A 19,225-nucleotide genomic window follows, 5' to 3' on the forward strand; every position below is an offset into this window, starting at 1 on the left:
GGCTGGAAGTTAGCATGCATGTTGCTAGGTGCGTGTGGAGTGTCGATGTCGGCGCAGTTCACTTCTCCTGTGGCACTAGCTCGGCGCCCCACTGGTTGTCCAGGAACAGACGGGTCCACAGTCCCAGTGTGGTGCTGCCTGCGGCGAAAAGACGGGCCTGTTGGAGGCGCGTGAAGCTTGCCGAGAAGGCCTCGAATGCCATGGGGTGGTCGAGCATAGTGCGCACCGAACGGCTGCGGGAGAGCAGACGATCTCCTCCGGTGGCGCGCATGGCGGCCTGCAGTGCGCGCTTGGGTGCCGCCGGCATGGGAATGCTCGCAGCCAGGTAGAGCTCCTGTTCCTGGCCGGTTATGCTCGCGTAGTGCTGCGCGATGTACCGCGCATACCAGTCGCGGGTCGCGGTCAACTGCTCCGAACCGCGCAGCCAGCAGTCCCAGACCTCGGAGTCGAGCATGGGAAGTGCCCAGTCATAGCCGAAGAACTCGTATGCCTTCGTGGAGTTGTTGATGTACTTGGCCTGACGCTCCCTGACGTTGAACCAGCTCATCAGCCCCTGCACACCGCGCTCACCGGTCGGTGGGGTTTCCTTCTCGCTGCGCAGGATCTCCTCGCGCAACAGCGGTAGGTGCCGCCAGGCATTGGAGCTGCCCTGGACTGTGGCGTGGTTGCGGGCGATTGCGGTCAGTACCTCGGTACGGGTGGGGGAGGAGCTCAGCAGGTCGCGGGCTCCCCCTAACCATCTGGGAAGCGCATAGCCTGGGCGCAGGACGGCGGCGAATCCGGGGAGTAGCACGGCATCGTCGTCGATCAGGGATTGCTCGCGGATCGTGGTCAGGGCGTACCAGTCCTGAACGTGGGGGAGGGAGGTCATGCCCCAGGTGGCGGCCTGGAAGCTAGTGCCCTCGGCGGACGCCCATCGCTGCGCCATTTTGACCGGGTCAAGATCAATGGAGAACCAGTCGATTCCCAGAGCCTCAGCGACGCTGCGCGATATACCGGTCTCACGTGCACCTGGTTTGCTGTAGGTGAAGGCGGCGATACGCGGCGCCTTCAGTCGCTTGAGCCAGATGGCCAGCAGACGCGAATCAAGTCCTCCCGACAGCGGCAAGACCAGCTGTCGACCGCCCGTGCATTCGAGTAGGCGACCCACGGCCTGATCCATGGCCGCGTCGTAAGCAGCGGAGTAGTCGACCTCAGAGGTTATTGGATCGTCGCTGTAACGATAGGAATCCCACAGCCGACTCTCCCAGGTGCCGTCTGGGTGCAGGAGCACCGTTGATGCGGCCGGGGTGGCGCGCACCTCTCGTACCAGGGTGCGGGTGCCGACGACGAATCCGGTGTGGAGGAACACATCTGCCGCCTCGTCGTCACGCCTCCATAGGCCGACGTGCTGACGCAGACGGTCCGGATCGTCGCTGACGATCCACTTCTCGCCCACGCGCGCGAACAACAAGTGGTGGGAGCGGGTGTGGTCGGTATCGATGCGCAGATCGTCGCCCTGCCGGGTGACAACGGTCCACTGCCCGCGTCGCTGCCCGGGGGCTGCGACCACGATCCTGGCCGCACACGTCTCATCGGCGTCCTGGTTCCTGATCGGACGCCAGAGCCATGCATCCGCAGAAGCCACGTGCGACCACCTGGCGGAGACAAGATCGAGATGCACGCCCTCCATGGAACTCCTAGCAAAAATAGTCGTACAGCGAGACGGGCCCCGCCTGTGTGCGCGGCGGGTGCCTGCGCGTTCGCTGCGATGTGTACCGCATGGTTCAATACCCGTATGGTACAGCGGCTGCGTGACCGGTGGGAGAATCTGAAAACGGGGAGCCCGGTTCTCGGAGCCATCCTGACGCTGGTTTCGGGGACGGCAACCGCTCAGGGCATCACCTTCCTCCTGCAGATCTTTATAGCTCGGGTCTACTCTGACACGGACAAGGGCCTGTTCGGCATCTACGGTTCGATCACCGGCTTCGTCATCACCTTCGCCGCCCTGCGCTTCGACCTTACCGTCATGCTTCCCAAGGACGACCGTTCCGCCAAGGTTCTGGAGCGCTTGTCCCGACGCTGCATAGTCGTCAGCTCGCTGCTGACCTCCCTCGTCTGCATGTGTAGTGCGACACTTCTGCGCGACAGTTACCACCATTCCGAGCAGCTCATGTGGTGGCTGATGGCCTCTGGCATCACGGTGTTCCTTGTTGCGCAGATCGCCAACGTGCAGTATTGGCTCACCCGAAAGGGACGCTTCGGGGACATCGCACGCAACCGGGTGTTCCAATCGACTGCCGTGGCCGGCTGCCAGCTGCTGGTGGGTGTGGCGATGCACGGCGGACTCTCGGCGATCATCATCGGCACGATCGCCGGTCAGCTATTGACCCTGATCTCGCTGGAACGGCGCGTGCCCGAACTGCATGGCCCGCAGGACCCACAGGCGCCGGCCATGCGCGATATGATGCGCCGCTACTGGAAGATGCCGCTGCTGAACGGCCCGAATGTCTTCGTAGACTCGGTGCGGAACAACGGCATCAACCTCATCATCGGGGCAGCTTCGGTGGCCGCGCTCGGACAGTTTCAGCTGGCCTGGAACATCATGCAGGTGCCGGTGGCCCTAATATCCGGCTCAGTGTCTCAGGTGTTCTTGAAGAAGCTGTCGGATGCGCCGCCTGGAACCATGCTGCCTATGGTCCGGTCAGTGCTGTGGCGGGCATTCCTGGCCGCGATCGTCCCGTTCGCCCTGCTTTACGTGCTGGCCCCCTGGCTGTTCCCCTTCCTGTTCGGGGCTACTTGGGACGACGCTGGGTACTACGCCCGGGCACTGACGCCCTGGCTGTTCATGAACGTGCTGACGTCGCCGGTCTCCAACATCTTCGTCGTCACCGAGCAGCAGAGCCGCCTGCTGGCCTTTGCCGTGGCCTACTGCGCCGTACCGCTGACATGGCTGTGGTTAAGCCCACTGCCGATTATGCAGACCGTCTTCGTGTTGGGGATGGTCATGGCACTGATGCTGCTGGGCATGCTGGGCATGGCTGTGCTCACCGCGCGTACGTACGACCGCGCCGCTGGCGGCGCGGCGCGGCGGGACGACCCCTGATGATCGACCTGCCGCTGCGAACGCGCATCTTGTGCGAGAATGCGACAGTCGCTTATAGCCTCACGTTCCCGCGACACGGGGAAGGAGCAGCGTGAAGAAGTCGTCCGTTCCTCTGGTAGTTTTCACCGACAACTACCCCTTCGATGTAGGTGAGGAGTTCTTCGAACAGGAGATCAATTACCTAGCCGAGCGCTTCACCGAGGTCTGGGTGGTGCCGATGCGGGTCGGCGTGGGCGCCTCCAAGACGCGCCTGCTGCCGGAGAACGTCTCCGCGGTGCTGCTTCCGCTGGAGGACGCTCGGGGGTGGAAGCAGCGCGTGCCGTGGTATCTGCCTCGGCTCGTGGCGGGGCCCGGGAGGGTAGAGCTCGGCAATACACGGCGGTCCGCCGTCTGCGCGGTACGCGAACTGCACTTCGCAGTCGATGCACTGCACCGCTTCGAGCTCTTCACGCGTACGCGCCTGTACCGCGAACGACTCGTGGGTCGCCCGCTGATCGCCTATGGCTACTGGCTGTACTACGGCGCCGCAATGGCGCAGATGCTGCGAGCGACCCATGACGCCCCGGTTGCCGCCGTGTCTAGGGCACATGCCTATGACGTCAATGAGTCCTACAAGCCTCAGGGCCATCTGCCGGCTCGCCGTCGGCTCGTCGAAGGGCTGGATGAGGTTTACCCGATCTCCCAATACGCCGCGTCATTCCTGACCCCGTATCTGTCCGCAGGCGGTGCCCGACTTGATATCCGGCACCTGGGCGTGCCCGCCAGCGGCCGGGGTGAACGCACGAGAGAGCCGATCCACATCGTTTCGTGTTCCCATCTGGCCCCTTATAAGCGCATTGACCGACTCGCCGACGCCGTGGGGGCGCTGAGCGAGCGGGGCAGGCGCGTGCGCTGGACGCACATCGGTGAGCGGGATGAGCAAAGGCTCGAGGCCATGCGGGAGTACGCGGCTCGTGTCGCACCTAAGGCGAAGATCGAGTTTCTCGGCTACCTGCCCAACGATCGTACTCGTTCGCTGCTTGAGACCGCGGGATATACCGTGCTCGTCAACTCGTCGGCTGGAGAGGGGGTGCCGGTGTCAGTTATGGAGGCGATGGCAGCCGGAATACCGGTTGTCGCAACCGATGTGGGGGGAACTAAGGAGATCGTCCACGACGGCGTGAACGGGGTACTGGCGCCTGCGCAGGCCACAGGCGAGGAACTAGCAGACGCCATTGCCCAGGCAGTTGACGCCTCACCGGATGATTTCCGTCGCATGTGCGAGCAGGCTGTACTCACCTGGGATGAGGAGTTCAACGCCGAACGACAGTACCGCGGGATGGCGAGGCGGCTGGTGGAGCTGGCCGAAGGACTCCGGCAGGGGGCGGCGGCATGAGCGCGAACAGGACCGGACCGTGGATGGTCTTCCACGCCCCATACCCGCTGGACTCGAATCCGACCTCAGCGTCCCGTCTGCGTCCGCTGCGAATGAGGGAGGCGTTTGCGCAGGTCGGCTACAGGGTGTTCGACCTTTCTGGGTCGGTGCGACGCCGAAGCGAGGCTTTCGCAGCTCTGCGCGCGCGAATCGCCGGAGGTGATCGCCCAGCCTTCCTGTACAGTGAAAACTCCACTCAGCCCAACGTGTTGGCCACCAGTGTGCGCACCGGGATCGCTCCACTGCTTGACTACCGCATCATGCGAGCCATGCGCCGTGCCGCAGTGCCTGTAGGCGTGTTCTATCGCGATGCGTACTGGCGCGTTTCCGTGGACGAGTCGGCAACGTTCTACACTCGCGTCGCAAATAGTTTTCAGTGTGCCGATCTGCTGGGGTATAGGCGCAACCGGGTGCACTTCTTTTTGCCTTCGTCGCCCATGTCCAATTTGGTAGGGCTGGGTCGTATGGATTCTTTCTCCGCGCTTCCGCCCGCCGGTGATCCCGCGCACGTGCGTGCATTACCTGACGATATGGGTGGGTTGCGGTTGGTGTATGTGGGTGGGTTAGGTGCCCATTATGATCTTCGAGACTTCTTTTGTGCTCTTACTATGGTTCAGGGGGTGCAGTTAGATCTGGTTGTGCGCGAGTCGCAGTGGCGAGATGCACTGAGATGCACCCCTGCTTTAAATGACGGTGCAATAAATGCGTATCATCTGTCCTCCTCCGAGCTTGATTCGGTCTATGGTCGGGCGCACGTCGGTGTCCTGGCTGTAAAGCCTTCCGAATATCGCGATATCGCAGTCCCTGTCAAGCTATTCGAGTACCTGTCGTATGGTAGGCCGGTGATCGCTACGAGAGGCACCGAAGCAGGCAGAATTATTGAGGCAAATGGTGCTGGATGGGTTGTCGATTATCGACGGGAGGCCATCGCTGCCCTGCTAAGGCGGTTGCAGGAAGAGCCTCGCGAGATCGAGGAGCGCGCGGCGGCGGCACGCGCAGCCGCCAGAGTCAACACCTGGGCCGATCGGGCCCGCGAGGCGGCCAGAACTTTGGCTCCACATAGTCTCAAGGACCCTTCCTGAGCCGATCGGTCACAGATCCGCCTGGCCTTATCCCGAGAGTGAGTTATACATGCCAGTCCTTCTGCCGTGGCTGCACAATGCAGGCTACCTCCTAGGCCTCATCGGGTTGGTGTTTGTGCCGGGCTGGGCGGTGCTGCACACTCTGGGATATCGCGGCGTGCTCCCGGTAGCAGCAGCCCCGCCGGTGACCTTCGCCGGGATTGCCCTGCTCGGCCAGGTATATTCCTGGATGGGAGTGCGCTACACGATCATCACCCTGGCGATAGGTCTGGTTCTGTTCGTGCTTGTTGTCTCGTTGGCGGCGCGGCTAGTCCTGGGTGGTCTCCCCGCGGTTTTGCCGGAGGAGCTTTCTCGGCGAAGGCGTGGTACGGCAAGTATGGCGCTGCTAGTGGCGACCGCCACAGGGGTTCTTATTGCTGTGCCCATACTTAGCCAGTGGGATCCGGAACTGCCGGCTCAGCAGATAGACTCGGTGTTCCACTACAACCTTGCCTGGGTCATTACTCAGACCGGTGATGCCTCCCTGCTAACCGGCGCCTCCTGGTCTTTCTCCCTGCGTGCGATTCCCGCGTACTACCCCTTGGTCTGGCATGCCATTGTCGCCGCCGTCGCCGGTCCCACGCAGGTGGTGGCAGTGACCAATGCGTTGGTCGCCATCACTCCCGGTATATGGGCGCTCGGTATAGCCGCCCTCGCCTTGGAGGCCTTTCCCACCTCTAGGTGGGCTCCGGTAATCGCGCCACTGACGGTGGCTTTACTTCCGGCCTTCCCGGTCTACATGCTCGCTTATCGGCAGCTGTGGCCCAACGCTTTGGGATATGCGGTCCTTCCTGCCATGCTCGCGTTGCTGTGTCGGGCAATGCGCATGCTCCGCCTCACCGGCATGGCGGGAAGGCGTCGTGCCGTCATCGCCCTTCTAGCTTTCGTCATCGCCCTGGGCGGAGCGATTGCCACGTATCCTTCCGCCGTCTTTTCGGTCATGCTAACCGGTATTCCGCTCCTGTATGGCATAATGGAGGTAGCTACCGGTTTCATATCCCGTCGTCTTGGAAGACGACGGGGGACGGTGCTTCTGCTCGCCTTTGGCGTGTTTGTGGTTATGCTGGTGATAGGGGTGTTGATACTCGAGCCCGGTGTAATGGCGCGGCTTGGTCGTGAGGGGTACGCCGGTGTCTCCAACCTGCCCCGGCGTCTACAGGCGCTGATCACGTTATGGCCGTTGGGCAGTGGCTACCTGGGGTATCGCCTAGCGCTTGTACTACAGCTACTGTTGACTGCCACGGGGTTGGTAATCGCAGCGCGCCGCAGAGAGTGGCGATGGATCGCCTGGGCATGGCTGTTGCCAATGGTACTGCTGGTTGCCGCCTACCTACCGCTCGGTCCGTTGACTGCGCTCACGGGGCTTTGGTACAACGATCCATACCGCATCATCCCTCTGGTCATGCCGGCGATTTCCCTGCTGGCGGTGGTAGCTGTCGAGACTTTCGCGAGTACCGTAGCCCTACATGCGTCTGCCGTCCGCCGCCAGGCGGCCGCGGAAATTACTGCCGCGGCCTGTGCGACGATTCTTCTGGTGGGAGGCATCGGGGCTGATGCGGCGCGTCGGAGCGTGAGCGAGAGCTCTTACGAGGCCGGTAGTAACGCCTTGGTGCGCACCTTGAGCGCCGACGAGGTACGGATGACTCGGTCGTTGCGCGGCAGGACCGACGCTTCTCTGATGGTTCTTGGTGATCCAGCCGCCGGTGCTGCCTACGTTGAAGTTCTCGCAGGTTTGCGTTCGGTATTCCCCCATATAACCTTCCGCTCTCTGGATTGGGATGCTCAGTACCTGGCACGGCATTTCGCAGACATCCACGAGGATCCCGCTGTCTGCGAACTCATACGCCATTATCGAGTGGGCTACTACTACGCCGATGATTTGGGCACGGTCCCGGGGGTGGATATTGCGGAGCGCGCTCCCGGACTCTACGGGGTGGACACGTCCACCGGCTTCGAACTGGTGGCCGAAGGCGACACGGCATCAGTATGGCGTATCACCGCCTGCGGTGACCTGGATGCGTCCACTGCTCCTGAGCGTGACCCCTGGGGCCTCAAGATCCCATACGAGCCGGTTTACGGTCCCGATGGCGAGGTGAACGTTTTCGACGACAAGGGCGTGCTGGTTCTTGATCCTTAAATCATTGAGCCTTTCTCATCAGGGGAGGTTGTTGTTCTGAGGATGACTTGGGCGGTGGCGGTGATTTTGGTGATGGTGGATGGGTCGAGGGTGACTGGTTTGAGGGCTTTGAAGCCCTTGAGGAGGGCGTTGGCTGTTTCGGCGGGGGCTTGCAGGTGGGCTTTGACTTGGTTGTAGGAGCGTGTCCCGGTGTCGGGTTTGGAGCCCTTGATGGGCACCTTGATGCCGATGCCTGCGCCTACGTAGCCTTTGTCCGCCAGTGTGGGCGTCCCGTCGGCGGCTACCGGGTGCAGGGCTGGCAGCATATGGGTACGGGCGGCCTTGATGTCGTGGACCGAGCCGGGCTCGACCGGCGAGGTCCACACCGGATAGCCGGTTGAGTCGGTAAGCACTTGGATGTTCCCGCGTGAGGCGCCTTGTGCTTGCCCGAGTACCACAGGTGGTATCCGGTGTCGGGGTCACGCTCGGCGACCCGGTCGGTGCGGATCAAGGTGCCGGCCACGTCGGCTGCGTGGATCAGCCAGCGAAGCAACATGACAGCCTGTACCCAGCTGGTGGCGGCCCGCTGAATCGTCCCGGGTTTGATGGAGGCAGTGAATACACGGAAGGATCACTGCCGGGAGTGCTCAGAGGAAGTATCCCGAGGAGTTGCGGGAGCGGGCTACCAGGTTGGGGTGTGGAGGCCCGTAGGGACCCCGAGCGGTCTAAGGGGGCGATCAGGAGGATCGCCGAGGAGCTGGGCGTCCATCCGGAGGCGTTGCGTACCTGGGTGATAGAGGGGCCGAGGTCGACGCGGGCGCCCGGCCGGGGACCACCAGTCAGGATGCTGAGCGGATCAGGCAGCTGGAGGCCGAGAACCGTGAGCTGCGGCGGGCGAACGCGATCTTGAGGAGTGCGTCGGCATTTTTCGCGGCGGAGCCAGGCCGCCCGTCCCGCTGATCTGTGAGTACATCGACTCCCGCAGGGAGGAGATGCGGGGCCTGTGCCGATCTGTCAGGCGCTGACCAGCGCCGGTGTCAAGATCGCCCCGAGCACCTACTTGCGCAGCCAGGAGTCGTCCCCCATCGGCAAGGAGTAGACGCGATGAGGCTCTGAAGGCCGAGAACCGGGCGGGTTCATGAGAACAACTACTGCGTACTGGGCGCAAGGAAGATGCACGCCATGCTCAATAGACTTGACGCTGCACATGGTTTGGGGCATGTGGCCCGCTGTACGGTGGAGCGTCTGATGCGGGCCATGGGCCTGCACGGCCACCGGCCGCGCCAAATCACCGCGTACCACGCGCAGCGCTCCTAAGGAGCAGTGCCCGGCGGACCTGGCGGGCAGGCACTTCAGCGCGTTCAGGCCCAACGAGTTGTGGGTCGCTGACATTCCCCCACTACGTGGGAGGTACCCCCACCTACGTGCGCACCCTGTCCGGCTGGGTGTATGTGGCCTTTGTCACCGACGTGTACTCGCGTCGGATCGTCGGCTGGCAGACCTCAACGAGCTTGTACACCGACCTGGCCCAGGGGCGCCTTGAAGATGGGTATCTGGCAGCGCCAGCGCGAGGGCGCGGATCTGAAGGGCCTGATTCACCACTCCGACCGCGGGGTCCAGTACCGGGCAATCCGCTACGGGCAGGCCCCCTCCGACTGTGATGCTGTGGCCTCGGTGGGCACCCGAGGGCGACTTCCTTTCGGCTTCGCTCTGGCCGAGGCCCTGATACTGGCTGTACAAGGCGGAACTGATCCTTGGGCCGCCATTACCTCGACGACCACGGGCCCTGGCAGGGCATCGACGATGCCCGTGTTCGCTACCGCCCAGTGGGCGCAACTGGTCGGGCAACACCCGGCCTCACTGCGCCACAGGCATGCACGCTCCGATCGAGCACGAGCAGGCCTACACCCCACCAGACGACACCGACACCATCGCCGAGCCCGAGCCCGAGGCAGAGGCCGAGTGATTTGCTTCAGCGTTCGTGTCCGGTTTTGGGCTGAGGATCAGACCGCATGGGTAGGGTCTTGGTGACACCTTGAGGAGGGTGGGCGATGAGCAGTGATGCTGACACGACGAGGGGTTGGGGGCGTCGGGCCAAGGTGTTGGTGTCGCCTTGGCAGAAGTATGAGATCTACGTAAGGCTGATGCGAGAGGAGGTCACGGTGGGGGCGGCTGCGACCGAGGCCGGAGTGGACCGCTCCACGATCGTGAGGCTGCGGCAGGTCGCCAGGCAAGGCGCCTTGGACGCGCCTGCGGCCTCGGGGTGCGGGTTCGTCTGGCAAGTCGGCTCGTGATGTCGAGCTTGAGCAGGCCAGGGCCGAGATCGACCGCTTGACCCGTACGGTGACGGAGCAGGCGGTGAAGTTGGTGGTGCTGGAGAAAAAAGGGGGCTCGGTCTGATGCCCGGTGCCCCGGTCCCCGCCCGGGTGGATGCGCCCGTCAAACAGGGGCTTTTGGAGCTGGTGGACTACGCCACCGGTCAGGGCTGGACCGTGGCTAAGGCCTGTGAGGTCCTGGGACTGGCCGAGCGACGCTACCGGCGCCGGGGCACGGCGCCAGAACGGGGTAGGACTGGCCGACGCCCGGCCTGGCGCCGCTGTCAATGCCCTGATGCCGTGCGAGATCGAGGCGATTGTGGACGCCTTCGAGACTTTCGGTGAGAAGGACTTCTCTCACCGTCGCCTGGCTCACCGAGGCTCCTACAACGGGTTGTTCTGGGCGTCGGCCTCCACCGTCCGCAGGGTCCTGAATGACCACGAGCTTCGGTTCAGGCATCCCGCCCGGCCAGCGCGCTCCAAGCGTCGTCCGTTCCCCGACTGGGCGACGTACAAGCCCAACTCGATCTGGATCTACGACTCCACTCACTTCACCGCCTGCGGCATGACTGTGCTGATCATCGAGGATCTGGTCTCACGCAAGTGGATCACCCATGTGGTCTCCAGCGAGGAGACCCACCACCAGGTCCGCCTCGCCTTCGAGCAGGCCCTGGACGCCGAAGGCCTGCTCGAGGCCGCCCTGGAACGAGCCCAGGCCCTGAAGCGCCAGCTGACGCTTGACGGAGACGATGAACTGACCCCGATCCTGTTGGCGGTGTCCGACAACGGCTCCCAGATGATTGCTGCCAACACCCGCAGGTTCATGGCCATGGTCGCCATCGCCCAGCACTCCCGCCACGCCCGGCGACACGCGGCCGACCAGGCCCGGGGTCGAGTCCCCGGGCGGAACACTCAAGGCGCCAGTGGCCTCACCTGCTGGCAATCACCGATCCCGCTGTCCTGAGGGCCGAACTCGACTGTGTGCGCACCGAGTACAACAACCCGACGCTTGCACTCCGCAAGCCGGCTACGTCACACCCCTGGACGAGCACACCGGGCGCGGGCCGGCCATCCGCAAGGCCCGCCAGGAAGGCCTGAAACGGGCCGCTCAGCAGCGCCTTGCCTACAACCGCAAACAACGAGACAATCAAACCAACCAAGAAGACCACGATGATGTCTGATCCAACCGCCCCAAGCGGACATTAACGCTGAAACAGGTCACCGAGGCAAAGGTCATGGACGTCGGTGAGCAGACCACCATCAACCAACCCCAGCCGGCAACCACCGGCGCCAGATAAAACACCCTCCACAAAACCCGGGGCTTGACACGCGTCGCAAATCCCCCACACCCCCCATGAATAACCCTCCAGGATGATGTGTGGTCATGAACCGGCTTCGGCGGCCAAGAGGGTCTGGGCTACCTTTCCAGCGGAATTGCCGTCTCCATAAGGGGTTGCGAGAGTCTCCGCAGGTCGCGGGCGCTGGGCTGCGGCTACTAGGTCGGGGCCGGGATCCACCAGTACATTCCATCCCAGCTGCACCGTCTCTACCCACTCGGTCTGTGGACGTACGGTTGTGGTTGGAACACGCAGCAGGAACGCCTCCTTCTGCAAACCGCCGGAGTCTGTGATGACGCCACGCGCATGCATAACCGAGGCAATGAGGTCCGGGTAGGCGAGCGGCCGGTGAGAACGCAGTGAACCGCGTTCGATATTTATTCCGGCGGCGTCGCATTTTGCGACCAGCCTGGGGTGCGCGAGCAGTACGACCGGATGGTCGACAGCTCCCAGTGAGTTGAGCACCGTGTCTAGGATCTCGGGATTATCCGTGTTGTCCGGGCGATGGATTGTCGCCACGGAGTACGTGCCCTCAGTCAGCCCGAGCTCATCCATGATGACGCAACCGGGCCGCGTGGCGACCTGGTCGCGCACGCGATACAGCACGTCGGTCATCACATCTCCAACTAGCACGGAGCGGGACTCCAGGCCCTCCTCTGCTAGGTGATCCATTCCCACCTGTGTTGGAGCAAGCAGGAGGTCGGACGCGTGATCCGTAAGCACGCGATTGATCTCCTCGGGCATGCGCCGGTTGAAAGAACGCAGACCGGCCTCCAGATGGGCGACCGGAATGTGCATCTTGACTGCAGCCAGTGCTGCGGCCAGGGTCGAGTTGGTATCGCCGTAGACGAGCATCCAGTCGGGGCGGTCGTCTTCCAGTACACCGTCCAGGGCGGCCAGCATCGCACCGGTCTGGCGCCCGTGAGTGCCCGAGCCGACACCCAGATGATGATCCGGAGCCGCGATGCCCAGGTCGGAGAAGAACACGTCAGAGAGCATCGGGTCGTAGTGCTGACCAGTGTGCACGATGACATGCTCGATTCCAGCTTGCTTGAAAGCGCGGTCAATCGGGGCCAGCTTGACGAACTGCGGCCGGGCGCCGACGACGGACATTATTCTCATGGGGAGGGCTCCTATGAACTAGTGTGACGTGGGGGCTGTCAACTCATTGACAATCGTGTGGATGGTTTGCTTCTCGTGCTCGAAACTCAGCTCGTGTGCCGCTCGGTCGGTTGCCTGCTTGTAGCGGGACACCTTTTCCGGTGTCAGAGCACTCAGTGTAGCCACGATATCCGACACGTCGTTGCCGGATGAGCTAACGCCGATCTTGAAGCTGCGAACCACGCGCGTCATCTCGACTGCAGGGCCAACCGCCACGGCAAGACGCGCCTGGATGAAGTCGAAGATCTTATTGGGCAGTGCTAGACGGGCGTTGGTGTTGAAAGGGGGAATCCAGTAGACGCCGACGTCGTACTGATTCAGGGTCTCCGGCAAATCGCCGGGTGCCACCGGTTCGCGGAAGAAGATGCGGTCGCAGTCTGCTGCTCGTTCCTTGAGTGAAGAAAGGTAAGTGCCGCCGTCACCCCCGGCGACGAGGTACAGGTCAAGGGTGAAACGTTCATCCAGACGTTTGACGGCGTCTATCATCGCCTCAATGTTGCGTCCCGCGACGGCTCCGCCGGAGTGAACCAGCCGAAGTGATCCGTCCGAGCTCACAGTAGTTGGAGACAGGTCTGCGAAGGGTGCGGCGTTGCGTACCAGCTCGGGAGTGACTCCGTAGTGGCGGCGGTATAGGTCCGCGATCTCGCCGCCTACGGTCGTCACAGCGGCGCAGCGCGGAAGATACGTCCGGCAGATATGATCCATGAGTGGCGCCACCAGCAGGCGCCAACTTGTCACGTGGGTGCGTTCCTCCGGCGCCCACTCGTGCATGTCCGCCCAGACGGGTGCGCCGTGGGCCACGGCGAAGGCGGTGGGGATAGCGCGCGCGTCGTTGGCAACAATCATGTCGAAGCGGGCATCACCGACCAGACGTATCGCCGCGCGTGCCGCAGGGGCGGCCGTTTCGGAGGAGCGGAGGCGGCGGGTCGCCAGCTTCAACACACCGGACGGGGTTTGCGGAAGGGAGGGCGCGGAGTCCGGTATCTGTAAGTGATTGGCCGCGTGTGGGGGAGTGGGGCCATAGCCCACAGTTGTGACCTCGCCGACCTCAGCCAGTGCACTGATCTCACGTAGGACACGCGAGTCACGGGCGATTGGGGAGAAGGAGATCACGAGGATGGTGGGGCGATGGCTCACGGGAGCATCCTAGAGCAGTCGTACTACGCCCGCTGGTCGATACGCAGCCGGCGATGACTTACGATGTCTCAGACAAAGGCCTGTTGAGGAAGGAACCTGCATGCGCATCGCCGTCGTCGCCCTGGGAAAGATTGGTCTGCCCCTGGCGGTCCAGTACGCTGGTAAGGGTCACGAGGTCATCGGAGTGGACGTCAACCCAGCCACCGTTGAGGCCGTCAACGCTGCCCGGGAGCCCTTCCCCGGCGAGGCCGAGCTCGCCGACCGACTGGCGCAGCTGGTACCTGCTGGCACCCTGCGCGCTACCACCGACTACGCCGAGGCCATTCCCCGCGCTGATGCCGTCGTCCTGGTGGTGCCCCTGTTCGTTAACGACGAGACCTGGGAGCCCGACTTCGAGTGGATGGACGCCGCCACCCGCTCCCTGGCTGAGCACCTGACCCCCGGCACCCTGATCTCCTACGAGACCACCCTGCCGGTCGGCACTACCCGCGGGCGCTGGAAGCCGCTGATCGAGGAGATCAGCGGGCTCAAGGAGGGGCAGGACTTCCACCTGGTGTTCAGCCCCGAGCGCGTGTTGACTGGGCGGGTATTCGCCGACCTGCGCCGCTACCCCAAGCTGGTGGGCGGCCTGGACGAGTCCGGCACCCAGGCCGGCATCCGCTTCTACGAACAGGTACTCGACTTTGACGAGCGCACGGACCTTCCCTACCCCAACGGGGTATGGGATATGGGCACCGCCGAGGCTGCCGAGATGGCCAAGCTCGCCGAGACTACCTACCGGGACGTCAACATCGGCCTGGCCAACCAGTTCGCCGTCTACGCTGACAAGGCCGGCTTCGACATCCAGCGCGTCATTGACGCCTGCAACTCCCAGCCCTACTCCCACATCCACCGTCCCGGCATCGCTGTGGGCGGCCACTGCATCCCCGTCTACCCGCGCCTGTACCTGTCCACCGATCCGGACGCCTCGATCGTGCGCACCGCTCGGTCCTTCAACGCCACCATGCCGCAGTATGTGGTCGACCGCGCCGTGGAGGTGCTCGGCAGCCTCGAAGGCCTGCGCGTGGTGGTGCTGGGCGCCTCCTACCGCGGCAAGGTCAAGGAGACCGCTTTCTCCGGTGTGTTCCCCACGGTCGAGGCGTTGCGTGCCAAGGGCGCGCAGGTGCTGGTGCACGACCCCATGTACACCGACGCCGAGCTGGCCGGCTTCGGCTGGGACGCATACCAGCTCGGTGACGCCGTCGACGTGGCCATCGTCCAGGCCGACCACCCCGAGTACGCCACCCTCGCCCCCGCGGACCTGCCCGGCGTACGACTGCTGCTCGACGGCCGCCGCGCCACCGACCCCGCCCTGTGGGCCGGCACCCCCCGCTTGACCATCGGCGGAGGCGAGTGATCAGGCTCCCGGCGCTGCCAACCACGGGATCGAGGGCGTCGTTCGTGAAGTCCTCTGCTGCATCACGGCCATCCGGTTTCGTGCAGCCTTTCTAGAGTTCGCCCACACGAAGAGGAGTGCCCTTGGTCGACTGGGTCATCCTTGTGATCGCCGCTGTGGCTGTGAGTCTCCCGGTGCTGTTGCCCGGGACGCTCCTGTTGGCAGGCATAGGGGCAGATCGGCCCCTGGCCCTTGCCGCCGGCCCCGCCGTGACGGTCGCAATCGTCGGTGTCTCATCGATACTGTTCCCATGGGTCGGCTTCAGCTGGGACCTGTGGAGTGCGGGCAGTCTGTTGCTGCTCATAAGCGGTGCGGGAGCGGCTGGGGCACTGATGCGCCGGCAGTGGCGGTCGGCCGAGCAAGGTGATGCGACTGAGTACTCCTTCGCTGGCGCACCCATCCGCGCTCGGGACGCCCTCGCATCGGTCGTGGGAGTGGTCACGGCCGGGTGCACCCAGATCGCACTTTTCGCCAGGGCGATCGGCGCTCCTGATGCCCTGCTGCAAAACACCGACGCCATGGTGCAGCTGAACCTAATAACCGAGATCGACCGTAGTGGCGACGCCTCCATGCTCACCGCGGCCCTACCAGTGACGGGGGGAACCTATCCAACCGCCTGGCACGCATTCTCCGTGTTCCTGACTCCCTTCGTCGGCACGCCCTTCGTATTCAATGCCATGGCCGTGTCCCTGTTCGCCGTTTTGTTCCCCGCGGGTATGGGCATGCTGGCCGCCACCGCTGGTGGGGGGCCGGCCGCACGGATCGCCGCACCGTGGTTAGCCCTGGCGACACCATGGTTCCCCGGCCTCATGCTGACCTTCAACGCACAGGTCTCCGGGGCGTTCGCGGTTGCCGTGATCCCCTCCGCTCTGGCCGCAGTTGTGCTGCTTTGGAGGGAGAGGCTGGATTGGCGTGCGCTGCTGCTCGGGACGGCATTGGTGCTTGGGATCGGACTCGCCAGTCCGGGAGCCGGCCAGTGGGCGGTTGAGGTCGGCTGCCTGCTGCTGTTCATGCGGCTGTTGCCCCATGTACGCGGTCTAAAGCGACGGTACAGGCGTGTCGGCGGGATCATTGGTCTGGCCCTGGTTTCGTCGCTGCCCCTGATCGTGATGATGGGTATGCCCACCCTGCGCGCGATGGGCTCCTTTGAGCGTGGACAGATCCCCTTCTGGTCGCGGTTTCTGGCGCCGCTGCTGCTCAATGACATGGTGGGGAAGGTGTCGCCGGTGCCCATCGCGCTGTGGATGTGCCTGCCCCTAAGCATCCTGGGTTTTGTCGGCCTGGCGCTGTTCCGCCGTAGAGTGGGGCAGGTGCCGATCGCGGCGCTGGCGGTCACGATGCTGTGCGTGTGGATCACCGGACTTCCGGACGGACCGTGGTGGGCTCTGGTTGGAGGGTGGTGGCGGGACTACCCTAGATTCCTGACGCTGGAAGTGATCATTCTGGCCTATTTAGGTTCCCTCGCCCTGGATGCGTTCGCTGTGTGGTTGCACCAGATGCTGCTGCGGCCGGAGCGGTCGGTAACCGTTCGCCGGATGGCACGGCCGGTAACGGGGATCGTAGTCCTGACGCTCGCACTGATCATCTGCATGCCCAACACGGCAGCCTTCCGGCAGTTGGCCGTGCGCGGCTACGTATACCTGATTCATCCGCCGTGGGTCACTTCGCTGGAGGCTCAACGCATGAGGGCCGTAGGTGAAGAGCTACCAGGTGACGCCGTGGTCTACGGCTTCCCACAGTCCGGCGCGGGCCTCATACCGGTTTTGACTCCGGCAACCAGCGTGCACCGCTCATGGAGTCCGTCAAGCGATCCGGATGCCAGACTCATGGCCGACAGTTTCGATAGTATCGACACCGACCCCAGGGTCTGCGATGCCGTCAGGAGGATCGGAGGGACACCGTATTACTACGAGGACTCCGACATCTCCGACCTGGAGCGGTGGATGTACTTCCCCGGATACGACGAGGTTGACCTGACCTCCGGGTTCGAACTGGTGGCGACGCTAGACACGGCGCGCCTATATCGTGTCACCGCCTGCGACTGACACGGGGCACTGGCAATTCGTATGAACACGAACATGCTGTCATTCACGGGTAGCACAGTCGGGCTGTTAGTCGCCACGGCGACCGTCGTACTCATTGTTCTGCTTCCCGGATGGCTAGTGGCAAGAGCAGGGCACCTGCATGCGCGAGCGGCCCTTGCGCTCTCGCCGGCGCTCAGTAGCGCGATCATTGGGGTGGCGGAGGTTGTGGCGCAGGCCGCGGGGATGGCATGGCGACCGTCGGGATGGGCGGTGATCGGCGGTGTCACGGCCTTGGCCGCCGCGCTTATACGCTTGATCACGGGAAGGATTCTCGAAAATCGGAAGGATGTCGCAGGCAGGGCCTACGGGCAGAGGTTGCTTCTCGCTGGGCTGATTGTTGCCATGGCGGTGCCGGCGCTGGTGTATACGACAACTCTGCCCGGGGCGGGATACCCCGTCCAAGCATTCGACGCAGTCTTTCACCTCAACGCCGTGGCTGCCATCCGGGAAGGCGGCAATGCCTCAATGTTCGGCGGGCTAGCGGATCTTTACGCCGGTCGCCCCGTCTACTACCCGAGTGTTTGGCACGGGATCGTCGCCCTGGCTCCTGGCAGCGCGGTGGTGGCCACTAACGGGGCGATTCTCGCGATCCTTGCTGTGGCATGGCCGCTGAGCGTATTCGGCTTGCTCACCCAACTAGTTGATGCCGATGACTCCGCCGTGGGCGGCGACTTGACCCGGGTAATCGGTGTGGCTGCCACGACGGCGATGACGGCGGGACTCGTGTCCTTCGCCCTGCTTCCCATGACGGCGCTGGCGGTTTGGCCCTATGCACTAAGTGTGCTAGGACTCCCGGGAATCATGGTTGCGCTAGATCTGCTACGCCGCACGGCGGGGCGCTGCGCACCACGCCTGTGGATTTCATGGTCAGTCTTGCTGATCGGGGCCTGCGGCGGCGTAGTGGCCGCGCATGGAACGGGGTTGTTCAATCTGGTGCTGTTGGCGTCGCCGTTCCTGGCGGAGATGGTGCTCAGGGTCGGGCGGTGCACCGTACGCGCACGGTACTGGCTGCTGGGCGGGGGAGCGGTCGTCGCCTTCGCCGTGGCGCTCAGTACTTGGCGATTGCGAGGGGCTCTGGCGTCGGTGCTGAGCTATCGGCGTCCATCCGGAGGTGCGGCCGGAGCTGTTGGCACACTGGTACAAGCATTGACGGACTTACCGATGTACGGGTCATATCCCGGCGCCCTGATTCCTGTTGGCGCTGTTTTTGGGGCACTCGTCATTGCGGGCGCATGGACGGGACGGCGCGACCGAAGACTGCGGCCGTGGTTGGTGCTGTGGGTCCTGATGCTGATCTTCGTTGTCACGGTGGGCGGACCACAGTGGGTGGGGCGGCAGCTTGGCGCGCCCTGGTATCTGCAAAAGGCCAGAATTGTCCCGCTAGTCCTGCTGCCAGCCATGCCTCTGGCTGCCAAAGGCATGGCTGTGGTGGTGACTAGGCTGATACAAGCGCACGCGACGCCTTGGCGACGTCATGCCGGTGCGTTGGTGTTAGCTGCGCTAGTGGCGCTGCCCGTGGCAGGAAGGATTCCCCTGGAACGGGCTATGGTGGCATCGGTATATGATCCTGGACGCATCCAGTACGGCACTTTGGTCACTGCCGATGAGATCGCTCTGTTCGAGCGGGCCGCATCGGTATTGCCCCGGGATGCCGTCGTCATTGGCTCACCCTCACTGGGCGGCGCCTACCTGTGGTCGATCGGCGGGGTGCACGTGGCCTACCCCATGCGCGCCGCCCCCGCCGCGGGCACGCCGCAGGCGGCGCTGCTGTCCACGTGGCCGAACCTGGATCAGTCCGCATGTGCCTCACTTCGTGAGATGCGCGCTTACTACTTCTTCATCGATACCGACCTTACGGCCTCCGGCTCCCAAACGGGGACGGCCCCGCTGCGCTGGGATGCGCCCCTGGCTCAATTGCCCGATACGGGAGTGGAGCTGGTTGATTCCCAGGGCGCCGCACAGCTGTGGCGCATAACCGCATGTAATGCCCAGTGACTCGGGGCGTCGCTGGCCATGCGAC

At 63.9% G+C, this 19,225-nt stretch carries 12 protein-coding genes and 2 pseudogenes; 10 read left to right on the forward strand and 4 right to left on the reverse strand.

Annotated features, from left to right (window positions below):
• Window positions 1-58: 58 nt before the first annotated feature.
• Entirely contained in the window at window positions 59-1,627 is a 1,569-nt protein-coding gene (locus tag CWT10_RS05495; protein ID WP_158247684.1) for an asparagine synthase-related protein, read from the reverse strand.
• Between the two features lie 150 nt (window positions 1,628-1,777).
• Here CWT10_RS05495 and CWT10_RS05500 point away from each other — a divergent pair, with 150 nt between their 5' ends.
• From CWT10_RS05500 to CWT10_RS05515, 4 genes are all read left to right on the forward strand, one after another.
• Window positions 1,778-3,085 carry an oligosaccharide flippase family protein gene (locus CWT10_RS05500; protein WP_103063837.1) on the forward strand — a complete coding sequence of 436 codons (1,308 nt, stop codon included), beginning with the start codon at window positions 1,778-1,780 and terminating at the stop codon, window positions 3,083-3,085.
• Between the two features lie 91 nt (window positions 3,086-3,176).
• Window positions 3,177-4,460, forward strand: coding sequence for a glycosyltransferase (locus CWT10_RS05505; RefSeq protein ID WP_103063836.1), 1,284 nt, complete (start codon window positions 3,177-3,179; stop codon window positions 4,458-4,460).
• Window positions 4,461-4,705: 245 nt separating this feature from the next.
• Window positions 4,706-5,581: a glycosyltransferase gene (locus tag CWT10_RS05510; protein WP_233188273.1), complete on the forward strand. Its 876-nt coding sequence runs from the start codon at window positions 4,706-4,708 to the stop codon at window positions 5,579-5,581.
• 49 nt (window positions 5,582-5,630) lie between these two features.
• Window positions 5,631-7,757: a DUF6541 family protein gene (locus CWT10_RS05515; RefSeq protein WP_103063834.1), complete on the forward strand. Its 2,127-nt coding sequence runs from the start codon at window positions 5,631-5,633 to the stop codon at window positions 7,755-7,757.
• Here the strand turns inward: CWT10_RS05515 and CWT10_RS05520 are convergent.
• Window positions 7,754-8,325 (reverse strand): annotated as a pseudogene (locus CWT10_RS05520) (transposase family protein); the annotation flags it as partial. The gene CWT10_RS05515 and the pseudogene CWT10_RS05520 overlap by 4 nt on opposite strands.
• A gap of 41 nt (window positions 8,326-8,366) precedes the next feature.
• Between CWT10_RS05520 and CWT10_RS17910 the strand changes: the two are divergent.
• From CWT10_RS17910 to CWT10_RS05535, 3 genes and pseudogenes are all read left to right on the forward strand, one after another.
• A pseudogene (locus tag CWT10_RS17910) lies at window positions 8,367-9,702 on the forward strand (IS3 family transposase).
• A gap of 85 nt (window positions 9,703-9,787) precedes the next feature.
• Window positions 9,788-10,030, forward strand: coding sequence for a hypothetical protein (locus CWT10_RS05530; protein WP_218937329.1), 243 nt, complete (start codon window positions 9,788-9,790; stop codon window positions 10,028-10,030).
• A 211-nt stretch (window positions 10,031-10,241) separates the two neighbouring features.
• Window positions 10,242-11,015 carry a hypothetical protein gene (locus tag CWT10_RS05535; protein WP_218937330.1) on the forward strand — a complete coding sequence of 258 codons (774 nt, stop codon included), beginning with the start codon at window positions 10,242-10,244 and terminating at the stop codon, window positions 11,013-11,015.
• Between the two features lie 418 nt (window positions 11,016-11,433).
• Here CWT10_RS05535 and wecB read toward each other — a convergent pair whose 3' ends face one another.
• Both wecB and CWT10_RS05545 read right to left on the reverse strand, forming a co-directional pair.
• On the reverse strand, window positions 11,434-12,510 hold the full coding sequence (gene wecB / locus CWT10_RS05540) for a non-hydrolyzing UDP-N-acetylglucosamine 2-epimerase (RefSeq protein WP_103063655.1): 1,077 nt from the start codon (window positions 12,508-12,510) through the stop codon (window positions 11,434-11,436).
• Window positions 12,511-12,528: 18 nt separating this feature from the next.
• On the reverse strand, window positions 12,529-13,686 hold the full coding sequence (locus CWT10_RS05545; RefSeq protein WP_103063656.1) for a glycosyltransferase: 1,158 nt from the start codon (window positions 13,684-13,686) through the stop codon (window positions 12,529-12,531).
• Window positions 13,687-13,786: 100 nt separating this feature from the next.
• Here CWT10_RS05545 and CWT10_RS05550 point away from each other — a divergent pair, with 100 nt between their 5' ends.
• The 3 genes from CWT10_RS05550 (at window position 13,787) to CWT10_RS05560 (ending at window position 19,200) form a co-directional block, all read left to right on the forward strand.
• Complete coding sequence (locus CWT10_RS05550; RefSeq protein ID WP_103063657.1) at window positions 13,787-15,082, forward strand: nucleotide sugar dehydrogenase; 1,296 nt, start codon at window positions 13,787-13,789, stop codon at window positions 15,080-15,082.
• 122 nt (window positions 15,083-15,204) lie between these two features.
• On the forward strand, window positions 15,205-17,166 hold the full coding sequence (locus CWT10_RS05555; protein ID WP_103063658.1) for a DUF6541 family protein: 1,962 nt from the start codon (window positions 15,205-15,207) through the stop codon (window positions 17,164-17,166).
• A 33-nt stretch (window positions 17,167-17,199) separates the two neighbouring features.
• Window positions 17,200-19,200 (forward strand): DUF6541 family protein, encoded by a 2,001-nt coding sequence (locus CWT10_RS05560; protein ID WP_233188234.1) that lies wholly within the window; start codon window positions 17,200-17,202, stop codon window positions 19,198-19,200.
• Window positions 19,201-19,225: the final 25 nt, after the last annotated feature.

Origin of the sequence: Actinomyces qiguomingii (assembly GCF_004102025.1) — a bacterium.
In the GTDB taxonomy this organism is placed as follows: domain Bacteria; phylum Actinomycetota; class Actinomycetes; order Actinomycetales; family Actinomycetaceae; genus Actinomyces; species Actinomyces qiguomingii.